The sequence below is a fragment of the Pseudobutyrivibrio ruminis HUN009 genome (assembly GCF_000703005.1).
Lineage (GTDB): Bacteria > Bacillota > Clostridia > Lachnospirales > Lachnospiraceae > Pseudobutyrivibrio > Pseudobutyrivibrio ruminis_A.
Window position 1 is genome coordinate 1526569 of record NZ_JNLH01000001.1, and the last position, 15403, is coordinate 1541971.

Genomic DNA, 15403 nt, shown 5'->3' on the forward strand with positions numbered 1-15403 from the left:
AAGAAAAAGACCTTGAAAAAAGGTCTTTTTTTGTGTATTTTTTGTCAAAAAAAACACATTTTTGCAAAAGTTGGGTACAATAGAAGTGTTATTTTATATAACGAGGGGTGAGAGTATGAGTACATTACAGAAAACAAGAAAACTAATAAAAAGATTGTTTATAATCTTAGGAATTTCTTTTGCTATCATCATTATTTCTTTTGTATTTCATGTGATTCAAGTTAACAAGTTTAATAGCCAGGAAAGATATTATACACCAGATACTGTATCCATGGATGTTATAGCGGATATTCATCCTAGGGGGATGCTTACAGATTCTTGGGAAAAGAATGATGCTTTCGATGATATGGTTATTAATGGCAAAATCTATGAAGCTACTGTAGTAAACAATTCAAAGTGTCTCTTAACAGATTGGCAGTTGAAGGTATATGTTCGGGAAAGCTGTTGGATTAATAATGCCTGGAATGGGACTATGGAAATTCATCAGTTTAAGAATGGCGTAGAAAACATTCAGACTTTAGATTTGAGAGATTATAACGTAAGTGATATTACTCTTGATTATTATTTGGCAGGACAGGATTTGCTTATTCCTCTTAATAGTGGTGATTATTTTATATATCATCCAAAAACAGGTAGTGATTCTGGAGAAGTACCAATTAAGTCAACATCGGAGCTCTCAGGTCAGTCCAACATTGGATTTATCCTGTATAGTCTGTCGGGGGACAATGATTTATCTGACTATGTAATGACATATCATCTTACTAAATCTTATTTTGCAGGCACAGCTGGAATGATATTTGTTGTACTTATACCGGCATGGATTTTACTGATAATTGTATCTGCAATAATTGGATGGATTATTTTAGGCTTCGAAAGTACTGTGAATTATCAAACCCAGATAATAGATGACATGTTTACAATTTGTAGCAATCTTGCAGATGAAAAGGATTATTATCACAAAGAACATTCTAATAGAGTTGCAAAATATGCTAAGAAAATTGCTGAGTCAATGGGAATGGATAAGCATGATTGTAATGTAGTGTATTATGGTGCACTCCTTCACAATATAGGTAATTATGCAGTACCGGAAAGAATTTTAGGAAAATCAACCAAGCTCACAAAGGATGATGAGAAAATTGCACAAATACATACAATTAAAGGCGCAAAATTGCTTGAAAATGTAAAGATGATACAGCTGGCACCTGCAGCAGCATTGTATCACCATGAACGCTTTGATGGAAAAGGCTATCCAATGGGCAAGAAAGGGGAGGATATTCCTTTAATTGCAAGAATTATTGCTGTCGCTGATGCCTATGATGATATTAGTCAGGATAGAGAATATCGTAAAAAGTATAATCTAGAAGAAATGAAATTATTCTTTAAAGATAATTCGGGAACATGGTTTGATCCACTTATTATAGACGTGTTTCTAAAAATTATTGATACCATTGAGGAATAGTTGGGGAGTTTTTAAATGGTTAACATAGACAAGAAAAAGCTCAAAATTTTAATACAGGGTATAGTAATAATACTATTGTGCAGAGGGGGAGCACATCTACTGAAATTCCCAGGAAATCTGAATCTTACAGGAATTATTTATGCTTCTTATTACGGAGGATGGATAGTGGGCCTTCTAGCGGCAATCATTGGTGGCCTTCTTGCAAAGTTTTTTGTGGCAGAAGATATAGCTTTTATTGTTATCGATGCATTAATAGCTATTTTTATTTATTTATTGAGCAGAAACAATAGATTTTTTAATAGGTTTTTCTCTACGATAAGCTTAGCCCTTACATTTGCAATATTACAAGGTATTATGTTAACTGTCGTATCGTATATCAACTATCCAGAGTATGCCGGAAACTATCTAATAGATGCGTTAGCAGCTTATATTACGAATTTAGGTGGCAGTCTGTTTTCTTGCATTGCTATATGCAGTCTTTTTGTGGCTTTTGCAGACGCATTTGTGAGCTGTATGCTTATTTATACAGTCAGAAAGCTTTATAAATGGTATTTCAGAAAAAAGAATTCAGCTAAATTGAAAAAAGTATTGGGAGCAAAAGTTACCTTGACGCTTTTGGCAATTTCTACAGCCTTAGCATTTATTGGTCCAATAAATGCTAAAGCCGAAATGAACATCAATTTTGTTCAACGTATATACAATAGTGATAATGGCTTAGTTGGTGGATGTGCAAATGATTTGGCGCAGACCTCCGATGGAAGCATGTGGGTCGGTACATACGGAGGCTTGTACAGGTTCAATGGCAAAAACTTCGATTTGCTTGATTCCGTGGAATCTATTCGATCTGTACAGTGCTTGTATGTGGATGAAAATGATAGGCTTTGGGTCGGAACCAATGGGGCAGGTCTGTCAGTAGTTCATGACGATTTGTCTGTAGGTGTGTTAGATACTGATAATGGGTTGTCAGCCAATTCTGTACGAGCCATTGTTGAAGATGGCAAAGAAAACTATTTTGTAGGAACTACAGCAGGGCTCGAAATTGTAAAAGTTGAGGATGAAAAACCAGTAATCATTAAATCCTTTGATGATATTGGTTATGTATCAAAGGAAGCTGCTGATAGCAATGGGCATGTTGCTGTACTTGATACTGTTGGAAATATTACTGTTTTTTCTACAGATAGCTATGAGGTGGAAAATTCATTTGAATGTAATGAAGCGACTACAATAGCTTATGATTCTAAAGATAATTTATATATAGGCACAGATATACAGTGTATCTACAAATATGAGTATGTCGATGGAGCCTACAACAAAATAGAAACTATTGATACTCCTGATTTTACATATATTAATGAAATGTATTTTCATCGTAACGGTTTGATTTACATTGCGGCTGATTCTGGAATAGGATTTGTAGATGAAGAGGGAAATGTAAGTCACATTAATACAGGAAGCTTTGACAGCTCTGTGGAACAAATATTTGAGGATTATCAAGGAGATTTGTGGTTTACCTCTTATCGACGTGGATTACTATGCTTAAGTCAGTCTGCTTTTGTTGATACATTTGGTGTTTATAATATTTCACCAGCGGTAGCAAATGTTATAAAAAACAAAAATAATCAGTTTTATATTGGAACTGATGATGGACTTGTAATTTTAGATTATGTCACTGGTAAAGCCGTATACAATGAGATTACTGAATTTTACGCGGAAACAAGAATTAGATCAATGTCTGAGGACAAAGATGGCAATTTAGTTATAGCTGGTTATGGCAAACCTTTAATGGCTGTTTCAGATACTGGAGAGTTTTATCAATATGTGCAGGATGAAAATCAGATTACAGATAGAAAACAGCGATTTTTACTAACTCTATCAGATGGTAGAATTCTGGTTTCTAGTGAAAGTGGATTAACTTTCATAAAGGATAGAAAGATTGAAAGTACACTTGAACTGGGAAATGAACTAAATAATGCAACAATTTTAAATGCTTTAGAGCAGGAGGATGGCACACTACTTGCAGGCAGTGACGGTGATGGAATAGCTGTTATAAAAGAAGGCAAGGTTGAAAAATATATAACGAAAGAAGATGGGCTATGTTCAAGTGTTATCCTCAGAATAGTGGCTGATAAAGTTGGAAATGGCTATTTTATAATGACTGGAAGTGGGCTTTGTTATATGAATCATAAATATCAGATTCGAGAGTTAACCGGCATACCATATTTTAACAACTTTGATTTATATCAATCGGAAAGTGGCAACGTATTTATATTTGGCGGAGCAGGTATTTATGTAGTTAGATATGAAGACCTGATGGCAGGCTTGTCAGCAAATGTTTATAATTTGTTGGATTCTAATAAGGGGCTGCCAGGAAGCCTTACAAGTAATGCATGGAATTATGTATCTGAAGATAATACAATTTTCCTTTGTGGAAGCACAGGAATATATTCATTGAATCTTGATAATTATGGAATGAATATTGATTCATATAAGACAAAGATAACAGGTGTTTCTTATGATGGAGAATACGTGCCTATTACCACTATGGATGAAATAGTTATTCCTAGAGGAGTAGAGAGGGCAGATTTTACCTTAGATTTAAATAACTTCACTCCTAGTGATCCGTATATACGATATTATCTATCAGGTGTTGATATAGAAAAAAAGAAGGTTTTAGCAAGTGAACTAGGAACAATATCCTATTACCGTCTACCTTACGGGACATATAAGTTTAATATAGAAGTGTTGAATGACGATAATAGAGTTCTAGTAGAACAACAATATACAATTATAAAAGAACGAGAAGCATATGAAACTACAGCCTTCAAGATATATTTTTATCTAGAAGTAAGTTTAATAGTTTTTGCAGTAATAGTTTCATTTGCAAATGGAGCCGTATATACGTTAACCAAAAAACAAAATATTGAGCATGAGGAAGTTGTAAAAAAATTACAAGCTGAAAAAACTGCTGCCTTGGAAAGAACTCTTAGGATGGAAGAAGCGGCTAACAAGATGAAGTCAGAGTTTTTGGCTAACATGTCTCACGAAATCAGAACTCCTATTAATGCAATTATTGGCATGGGAACTATGATTACAAGAGAGTCAAAGGAAGAAACAACAAAAAAATATGCAAGAGATATAAGAAATGCCAGTAAGACTTTGCTTGCTCTAGTTAACGATATTTTGGACTTTTCAAAGATTGAATCGGGTAATCTGGAATTAATTGAGAGTGATTATGATTTAAGCATACTAGTTAATGATTTGATTAACATGATTAAACCAAAGGCTGATGATAAAAAGCTTAGCTTTAATGTTGATATAAATCCGGATATTCCTCAGTTTTTATATGGAGATGAGGTTAGAATAGAGCAAATTATTATCAATATTCTGAGTAATGCTGTTAAGTATACGCAGGAAGGCGGAGTTACATTTAAAATGGATTATTCTCGAGAGTCAGACGAGGATATTATGCTCAAGGTTAGTGTAAGCGATACAGGTATAGGCATCAAGGAAGAAGATATTGAAAAGCTGTTTTCGCCATATCAGCGTTTTGATGAACAGAAGAATAAAAAGGTTGAGGGCACAGGTCTTGGCATGAGCATTACAAAGAGTCTTCTTGAAAAAATGCATAGTCAGCTTGAGGTTACCAGTGTCTATGGCGAAGGCTCAACTTTTGCATTTTCCATTATTCAACCGGTAAAGGGAGAGGAAAAGCTAGGAGATTATAGGAAAAAGGCTGACATTGCCGTTTCCGAAGATGCTATGGAGTCCTTCCATGCTCCAAATGCCAACATTTTGGTAGTTGACGATGTAGAAATGAATTTGATTGTCGCAAAGAACTTGTTAAAGCGTATTCAGATTCAGGTTGATACGGCGCCTTCAGGACCGATTGCGGTAGATTTATGCCATGCTAAAAAGTACGACATTATATTCTTAGACGCAATGATGCCGGGAATGAGTGGAGAGGAAACATACGCTGCTATAAGACGAACTTGCCCGATTAATAATGTTACTCCTATCATTGTTCTTACTGCAAATGCAGTAAAGGGGGCAAAGGAGGAGTACTTGGCAGTAGGCTTTTCAGACTATTTGTCAAAACCAATTGATGGTCTTAAGTTTGAGGCCATGATAGAAAAGTACTTGCCAGATGATAAGAAGCAATTTGATGTTGAAGGAACAGATGAAGAAGAGAATAATTCTGATGGGTACGGGGATAGTATTTCAGACATGCGCCAGATTCCAGAAATCGATGTTGATTCAGGAATCTTGGCAGCAGGAGATGTAGATACTTATCTTGTAGTTTGTAAAAGCTTTTACGAAACAGCCAAGGAACGAATTCAGATGATAAAGGATTATTATGATTGCATGGATATTAAGAATTATACTATTCAAGTTCATGCATTAAAGTCATCTGCAAGACTTATAGGTGCTAATGATTTATCTGAAAAGGCGTTGGCACTTGAAATGGCTGGAAAGGATAAAAACGTAGATGCGATAATCGCAAATACGAATCAGGTATTAGATATTTACACAAGGATTTACAACCAAATGATAAATATCTATGAGAAGGAAGCTAAAGCTTCTGATAGAGAAGAGCCTAAGCAGGAGATTTCGCAGGAAGAATTAAATGACGCGTATGAGGCATTGAAAGAGTTAGTAACACAAATGGATTATGATTCTATAAAAATGCTTATAGAAGAATTAAATACTTATAAATTGCCAAGTGATGATGAAAAAACAATATTTGAAATCGAACGGTTATTAAAAGTGTTTGATTGGGATAAAATAGAGGAATTGTTGCAACTATGATATAATTACATAGGGTGTTATTAAGGGGTTTTGAGTGATGAAAAAATTTGATAAAAATGTTTTTTTGAATTTCATAACAATGATTGGCGGCGTTACTGTTAATTTCTTGCTTTCATTCCTGATGTATAAAATGGGGCTGCCAATGTATTTGGATTCTATTGGAACGATTGCAACAGCAGCGGTATGCGGCATGCTGCCAGGTATTTTAGTGGCAGTTATAACAAATCTTGTTTGCTGCATATATAATCCTCTTGCGATATATTACGCTATCCTAAGTGTTCTTATGGCAATTGTTACATCTATTTATACTCATCGTAATTATTTAAAAAAGAAAACTCGTGTTGCAGAATATCTTCTGATTCTGGCGTTAATTGCAGGGGGACTGGGAGCAGGTGTGCAGCTTTTGTTGTTACATCATCCACAATATGACGAGGTATCACAGGTTAGTGAATATATTTCAACTAGATATTCTATCAATGCATATGTTTGCTTTTTTGCAGTTAACATAATTCTAAACCTAATAGATAAAGGCTTATCTGCAGGAATTGTTTTTGGGGTCCTTAGATTAGTTCCACAGAAAAATCTTGATGAGATTTGGGACATTGGATGGCAACAGCGTCCTTTATCAGCTATAGATATGAAGAGGATGAAAATAGCCTCAAAAAAGAATAGTGCTAAATTACAAAAAAGAGTTTCAAGTATGCTCATTACTGCAGCAATAACTATGTCTGTGATAATGAGTGTAATTAGCGTGCAGCTATTCTATTCTGATGTTAAAGAGCGTTACATCGCCAATGCAACAGGCGCCGTTAAAATGGCGGCAAAGGTGATTAATCCAGATAGAATTGATGCTTATGTTATCAAAGGACATGAATTAAGTGATTACATAGAAACAGAAAATGCTTTGTATGACATCAGGGCAAATTTTGAGGGCGTAGAGTATCTTTATGTAATCAGAATGAAAAAAGACGGCTGTCAGGTGGTGTTTGATTTGGCTACCGAGGAGGTAGAGCCATATGACAATGGAGATATGATTCCATTTGAAGAAGCCTTTGAGCCTTATTTGGATGATTTATTTGCTGGCAAGGAAATTGAGCCAGTAGAATCAGATGATATATCGGGGTGGATAATCACTAAGTATTACCCGGTAAAAGATGCTGAGGGAAACACTGTTTGTTATGTTGCAGCAGATGTACAAATTAAATATCTTTCGGGCTATCTGAAGGATTATATTATAAAAACATTTTTGATATTCTCCGGATTTTTCTTACTAATACTGGCTTATGGTATGTGGCTATCCAGATATCATTTAGTTTATCCAATAAACAGTATGGCTGCCTATACAAGTGATTTTATGACGGAAAATGACAATCAGGCTGCGCTGGAAGAAAATGTACGAAGGATAAAAGCACTAGATATCCACACTGGAGATGAAATTGAAAATCTGTATAAGGCGCTTTGCAAAATGACGGAAAGCACAGCGGAAAAAATGAAGGATGTTCGTCAGCAGGCAAAAGCTATCAACCAAATGCAATCGGGTCTTATCATTACGATGGCGGATTTAGTTGAAAATAGAGATTCGGACACAGGATATCATATTCTGAAAACTGCAGATTATGTAAAGATTATATTAGAGGGACTTCAGAAGAAAGGCTATTATTCTAAAAAGCTCACTCCAAAGTTTATCTCAGATGTGGAAATGTCAGCACCTTTGCATGATATAGGGAAAATAAATATACCTGATGCTGTGTTAAATAAGCCAGGAAAGCTTACAGATGAGGAATATGAGATTATGAAAACTCATACCACAGCAGGTAAGCAGATTATGGAGAAGGCAATAAGTACAGTTAAGGGTGAAAGCTATTTAAAAGAGGCAAGAAACATGGCTGCTTACCATCATGAAAAATGGGATGGTAGTGGATATCCAGAAGGATTAAAAGGGGAAGTTATACCTCTTTCAGCAAGAATAATGGCAGTGGCAGATGTCTTTGATGCCTTGACAGCAAGAAGAGTTTATAAGGAACCAATGCCATTTGAAAAAGCTATGGATATTATTATGAAGGACTCAGGAACACACTTTGATCCTAAATGTGTTGAGGTATTTGTGGAATCAGAAAAAGAAGTTAGAAGAGTCTTAAAGAAGTATCAGGAATAACTATAGTTTAAGCATTTACGGGGGGACCTAGTGCATGAAACATAATAGCAGCAGGAAATGTTTTGCCATTGGAATAGCAGCAACTATATTTATGGCTACAAATGTTTTTGAATCGCCTTACATATATGCATCAAATGTAGAAGATGTAGATGAGGTTTCTTCTGCTACGGAAAATTTAGAAAAAAATGGTGGAGGCTATGCTATTTCCAATCAGTTGGAGGGAGTAGGATATGCGGTCAGGCTTTATGATGCTACAAATGGACTTCCTACGTCAGATGCAAACTGTGTTCTTGCTGATAGCAATGGCTATATATGGATAGGAAGCTATGGCGGCGTAATAAAATACGATGGTACAACATTTGAAAGACAGGACTCTTCAGATGGGTTGACCAGTGCAAAAGCCTTATACGAAGATAGTAATGGAAGAATATGGGTAGGTACAAATGACAATGGTATTGTTGTTATAGAGGAAGATAAAAGAACACAATATACATACAAGGATGGTTTGCCTGCATCCACAATACGCTCTATTGCTGAGGATGAAAATGGTTCGATTTATGTAGGAACAACAAATGGTATTTGTTATTTTGATTCAGATTTTAATATATACAACATTGATGATAGCCAATTACTTAATAAATACATTAGTTACCTGTACGCAGATTCTCAAGGAAGAATCATAGGAAATACAAGGGATGGAGATGTATTTGTCATAAAGAACAATAGGGTTGTTTTCTTTTGGACAAGTCAGGAAATAATAAGTAATACAGTATCTATTGTTGGAATGGATCCAGACAATGCAGATGGCATTTACCTTGGCGACGATTCTGGATTTTTGTATCATGGAAGCATTTCAGATGGATTAAAAAATCTAGAGACAATAGATTTATCAGCAGATACAACAAAGCTATCTAATATTACATATGTCTGTGGACGAATATGGATAACAAGTGACAATGTTTTAGGATATTTGGATGCTGACAAAGAATTCCATGTAGTTGAGACCAGTCCGTTGTATAGCACTGTTGAAACTATAACAGCTGATTATCAGGGCAATCTGTGGCTGGCATCAACAAGACAAGGTGTTGCGGAGGTGGTCACCAGTAATTTCCAGAATATAACAGATTTGGCGGGCCTTGAGCAAGAAGTAGTAAATTCCACTTGCTTGTATAAAGATAATATTTATATTGGAACAGATAAAGGTCTGCATATTTTAGATGGTGATTTTCATGTGGTAGAAAACGACCTGACGAATTTACTAATCGACACACGTATTCGTTGCCTCATGGAGGATGAACATTCAAATCTGTGGATATCTACATACACAAATGGATTTGGTTTGATTTGTTACGGCGCGGATGGACAGATAACACAGTACAACGAGGATAATGGTTTTATTAGTAATGGTATCCGTTGCACTTTTATGCTAACAGATGGTTCTATTGCAGTTGGCACAAATAAAGGTGTAGCGATTATTGAAAATGGACTTGTAAGAGAAACAATTACAGCAGATGATGGGTTGGAAAATGAGGTCTGTCTGTCTGTAACAGAGGGAATAAACGGAAACATATACATTGGCACCGATGGCGCGGGTATATTTGAATATGATGGTATTGGGCTATCTAAAATAGGAAGAGATGAGGGATTAACATCTGATGTCATTCTTAGAATAAAGCCTGATAAAAATAAAAATGTTGATTGGGTCATCACTTCTAACTCAATCGAGTATATAAAAAATGGAGAAATATATTGTGTTAAGACATTTCCTTATAACAATAACTTCGATATATTTTGGGATAATAATGATAATTACTGGGTTCTATCTTCATATGGATTATACTGCATTGAAGCAGATATGATGCTTGATGATTCAATTGTAGACTACTCACTGTACAACACTGCCAGTGGCTTGACTAGTATACCAACAGGAAATGCGTATAGTGTTTTAGATGAAAATGGAAATCTGTATATAGCTGGACGAAGTGGAGTTAATCTAGTTAATATCAACAATTATTTTAAACAAACCAGCGAAATAAAAATCAGGGTAAAGGACATTACGTATGATGGAATCAGTGTGCTTCCTGATGAAGATGGTAAATACATTATTCCTGCCGATGCAGGCAGAATTCAAATGAATGCTGCTATTTTAAATTATACTTTGTCTGATCCTATGGTAAGGATATACCTCGAAGGAGATTCTAGTGAGGGTATTACTGCTGTTCAGAGTGAATTAGATTCTCTTGAATATACTGGTTTGGCATATGGAGAGTATACTCTTCATTTACAGATTATTGATGATGCTACAGGAACAATATATCAGGATTCCACATACAGCGTGGAAAAGAAACCACATATTTTTGAGCTGATGGTTGTAAAGATTTTACTATTAATATTTGTGGCTCTTTTGGTGGCGCTATTTGTATGGAGATTGATGACAAATACCATAATACGAAGACAGTATAAAGAAATCCAGGCTGCCAAAGAAGAAGCAGAAAGAGCGAATAGTGCGAAATCCCGTTTCTTAGCCAATATGTCGCATGAAATACGTACGCCTATTAACACTATTCTTGGAATGGATGAAATGATTCTTAGAGAGGATGCTAAAGGTGTAGACAAAAAGTATTTTACGTCTGTAATTAATTACGCATTGGATATTCGATCTTCAGCAGAAACACTGTTAGGCTTGATAAATGACATTTTGGATCTTTCTAAGATAGAGTCAGGAAAAATGCATCTTATTGAGCAGGAGTATAAGCCTGCCGAACAAATACGTTCCATGACCAAAATGATTAGGGTAAGAAGCGACCAAAAAGGTCTGAGCTTTGATTTGGATATTGATGAAAATATTCCATGCAAGCTATATGGTGATTTTGGAAAGATAAAGCAGGTAGTTCTTAATCTGCTTACAAATGCAGTTAAATATACAGATGAGGGAGGTTTTTCATTGTCTGTAGCTGTGATTGAACAGACAATGGGAAAGTGTAAGCTAAAGTTTGCAGTAAAAGATACTGGTATTGGAGTAAAGCCTGAGGATATGGATAAATTATTTTCGGCTTTTGAAAGACTGGATGAAGAAAAAAATAATGGAATTCAAGGTACTGGACTGGGGCTTGATATTTCAAAACAGTTTGCAGAGTTAATGAATGGCACATTAACCTGCGAGAGTGAATATGGAACAGGCTCTACATTTACATTTATAGTAGAGCAGGAAATTGTTGATGCAACTCCTATAGGTGATTTTAACGAAGACGATGCTTTGGTGGTTAATGGTCCTTATGTGCCATCTTTCGTTGCACCAGATGCTTCAGTGCTTGTTGTTGATGACAATCCTATGAACCTGAGTGTTATAAAGGGGTTATTGAGAGATACAAAAGTTTTTGTTACTACCGCAGAATCTGGTGAGGAATGCTTGGAAAAACTTAAATTTGGAGAGTATGATGTTGTATTCCTGGATCATCTTATGCCAGGAATGGATGGAATAGAAACAATCTCAAAAATAAGAGAACAAAATCCTGAGCTTCCGGTCTATGCCTTTACTGCAAATTTTGTTGCAGAAGGAGATGATTTTTATGAATCACATGGATTTAATGGATATTTAACAAAACCAATAGATGGAATAGCTTTAGAGAAGACCATTCGAAAGCATATAAAAGATGAGATAGTAATGGAAAGTAACCAGGGGAAACTAAAGTGATGAATTTTTTGAGAGAGATACAATTAAGTGTAATGCTGTTTTTGAGTGGGGCTTGTGGTGTGCTCATATTATTGACCTCCTTCACAAAAACTATGTCCGCCTCACGAAGACGTGCACTTGTCTATATGCAAGTGGTGTCAATGCTATTGCTACTGTTTGATAGAGAGGCATATATATACAGAGGCGACGTTAGTGAGCTTGGCTATTGGATGGTTCGCATAAGTAATTTTGCAGTTTTTTTATTATCATTGTGCGGAACACATTCTTTTAATTTGTATCTGATAGACTTATATAAAGGAAAAGATAAACTAAATCGTATTCCAACCACATTGAGATATTGTGAAGTCTTTTTTTCCTGTGGGCTTGTATTATTAATAATTTCACAGTTTACAGGATTCTATTACACGTTTGATGAAACTAATCGTTATCAACGAGGAGATGGCTATTTACTTTGCTATTTGATGCCAATGTTAATATTGACACTTCAATTAATAACGATTTTAAAGTACAAAAAGGCATTATTAAGAACGGAATATATACCAGTAATACTATTTGTCGGTTTCCCATATATAGCTACCATAATACAAATATTTGCTTATGGTCTGTCACTTACAAATATTTCTATGGTAGGAATGGTTGTGCTTTTGTATTTCTTTGAGATTAAAAATCTCAATACATTACAGGAAGCAAAGCAAAAAGCAGAAGAAGCAAACACAGCAAAATCCCGTTTCTTGGCAAATATATCACATGAAATACGTACTCCTATTAATACAATAATGGGAATGAATGAGATGATATTAAGGGAGGACGCAACTGAAGTACCTAGAAAGTATTATCAGAATATAACGGAATTTGCCAAATCAATACATGTTGCATCAGAATCCTTGCTCAGTCTGGTAAATGATATTTTAGATATTTCACAGATTGAGTCAGGAAAAATGAAGTTGGATGAGCATGAATATGATTTGGAAAGCTTTTTAAGAAATATTATTACCAACATAAGAAAAAAGTGCGAGGAAAAGGACTTACAGTTTATTGTAGACATTGATAAGAATCTTCCACAAAAAGTCTTTGGAGATGTAAACAAGATTAGGCAGATAGTTTTTAATATGCTGACAAACGCTGTAAAGAATACAGAGGAGGGCTCTATACAATTCATTGTAAAACTGGTGGAGCGCAAGCAGGAGGATTGCAAAATATCATTTATTATAACTGACACTGGAATAGGAATGAAAACCGAAGAAAAGGAAAGATTATTTTCGGCTTTTGAATTAATGGATGTTGTAAAAAATAGCAATATTCAAGGTTCTGGTTTAGGGTTAGATATATCACGTCATTTTGCAACCATGATGGATGGAAAACTGGATTGTGACAGTGAATATGGTAAAGGGACAACATTTACTTTTGAGATATCACAGAAGGTTATCGATAACGAGCTTTTGGGAGATTTTGATGAGAAGCTGGAAGAAATACCTAAGGGAAATTATATTCCAAGATTTATTGCTCCTGATGTAAGTGTGCTTGTTGTTGATGATAATCCAATGAATTTATCAGTTATAAAGGGGCTACTTTCGGCAACAAAGATGTATATTGTGACCGCCTTGTCTGGTGAAGAGTGTTTGGAAAAAATAGAGGAGGCAAATTACGATATTGTTCTTTTAGACCATATGATGCCTGGTATGGATGGGTTAGAGACAGCAAAAAGAATTCGTGAGAAACATAAAAGACTGCCAGTTATAGCACTTACAGCAAACTATATTTCCAACGGAGATGAATTCTATACATCCCATGGATTTGATAGCTATCTTCCAAAGCCAGTAGACGGAGCAACATTAGAAAAAACTATTAGGGAGTTTTTACCTAGCAATTTGGTTATGGATGTTGATGCATCAGATATGCCAGTTCAATCTATGGAATTACCAACGGAATATCAGTGGATTGATTCTGTAGAGGGAATATCAGTAGAGGATGGCATACGTTTCAGCGGAGGAGCAGAAGGGTTTATAAATGCTCTAAAAATGTTTGTGGAAACGCTGGAAGGAAATATCGATGTAATACAAAAGGCATTTAATGAAAGGGATCTTAAGTTTTACACAGTAAAGGTTCATGCACTAAAGAGTTCAGCCAGAATAATAGGTGCCATGGAATTATCAAATCAGGCTAAAAAACTTGAGGATGCAGGAAAAGCTGGAGATATTGATTATATTCTAAATAACAATAATAAATTATTAGATGCATATAAATCATTCCAGGATAGATTTTCAGGATTATTTTATAAAGAAGATGACAAAAATAAACCTTTATTACCGCCAGAAGAATTAAATGAGGCAATCAATGCCATTAAAGAACTTGTTCCACAAATGGATTATGATGCTATCGAAATGGTAATGGAGCAGATACATGAATATAAGCTTGAAGAAAAAGATGCAAAGGCTTTTGCAGATATAGAAAAGGCATTAAAAACATTTGACTGGGACAAAATGGAAGAATTATTAAACAATATGTAAATAAATGGAGGACACTTACTTATGGGGCAAGACAAAATTTTAATTTTAGGTTCAAAGGAATCATTTATTATTCGAGTACTTTTAAAGAAACTGGCAGATGCTGGCATTGATGCTGAGTTTACAACTCTTTCGGTAGAAAAGATAAATGATTATTGGGAGGATATTTCGCTTGTTACATTTTATATGGAACAGGATGAAAGACTCGATGATGAAATAAGAACATTTCTTGTAGATAAGATGGAGGATGATGACAAACAAATCATTCTCATTGGCGAACCCAATGATACAGGTGATGTAGCAAAGGGAATACCATCGGATTTGATTTTTGAAATACTACCAAGGCCGCTAGATTATTCTAATTATATTAATATCGTAAATACGTATACAAAGAAGGCCGCAACAGGCGAGTTGAAAAAGAGCATTCTAGTAGTAGATGATGATCCTAATTACATGAATCTTGTTCGAGAATGGTTGAAAGATACCTACAAGGTTTCTATGGCAACTTCCGGGCTTAGAGCAATTAAATGGCTTGGAGCGAACAAAGTGGATTTGATTCTGCTTGACTATGAAATGCCAGTAACTGATGGTCCTCAGGTTCTAGAAATGCTTAGAGCTGACGACGATACAAAGGATATTCCGGTAATGTTTCTAACAGGACGAGATGATAAAGAGAGTGTTATGGCAGTTGTGTCATTAAAACCAGAAGGCTATTTTTTGAAAACGATAGGAAAAGATGAATTATTAAACAAGCTTAAGATTTATTTTATGTCGAAGGAATAGAC

At 35.3% G+C, this 15403-nt stretch carries 6 protein-coding genes; all 6 read left to right on the top strand.

Going from position 1 to position 15403, the window contains the following annotated elements; genetic code table 11:
• The first annotated feature begins 115 nt into the window (after nt 1–115).
• The 6 genes from BO15_RS13150 to BO15_RS13160 all read left to right on the top strand — a co-directional run bounded on the left by BO15_RS13150 (nt 116) and on the right by BO15_RS13160 (nt 15401).
• Nucleotides 116–1459 carry an HD-GYP domain-containing protein gene (locus BO15_RS13150; RefSeq protein ID WP_052169816.1) on the top strand — a complete coding sequence of 448 codons (1344 nt, stop codon included), beginning with the start codon at nt 116–118 and terminating at the stop codon, nt 1457–1459.
• 15 nt (nt 1460–1474) lie between these two features.
• Nucleotides 1475–6265: an ATP-binding protein gene (locus BO15_RS13155; protein WP_052169817.1), complete on the top strand. Its 4791-nt coding sequence runs from the start codon at nt 1475–1477 to the stop codon at nt 6263–6265.
• Nucleotides 6266–6302: 37 nt separating this feature from the next.
• Nucleotides 6303–8420, top strand: a complete 2118-nt coding sequence (locus BO15_RS0107005; RefSeq protein ID WP_033153588.1) for an HD domain-containing phosphohydrolase — start codon at nt 6303–6305, stop codon at nt 8418–8420.
• A 34-nt stretch (nt 8421–8454) separates the two neighbouring features.
• Nucleotides 8455–12114, top strand: a complete 3660-nt coding sequence (locus tag BO15_RS0107010; RefSeq protein ID WP_052169818.1) for a two-component regulator propeller domain-containing protein — start codon at nt 8455–8457, stop codon at nt 12112–12114.
• 476 nt (nt 12115–12590) lie between these two features.
• Nucleotides 12591–14621 (top strand): response regulator, encoded by a 2031-nt coding sequence (locus tag BO15_RS0107015; protein WP_207641078.1) that lies wholly within the window; start codon nt 12591–12593, stop codon nt 14619–14621.
• A 21-nt stretch (nt 14622–14642) separates the two neighbouring features.
• Nucleotides 14643–15401, top strand: a complete 759-nt coding sequence (locus tag BO15_RS13160; protein ID WP_052169820.1) for a response regulator — start codon at nt 14643–14645, stop codon at nt 15399–15401.
• The last annotated feature ends 2 nt before the right edge of the window (nt 15402–15403 follow it).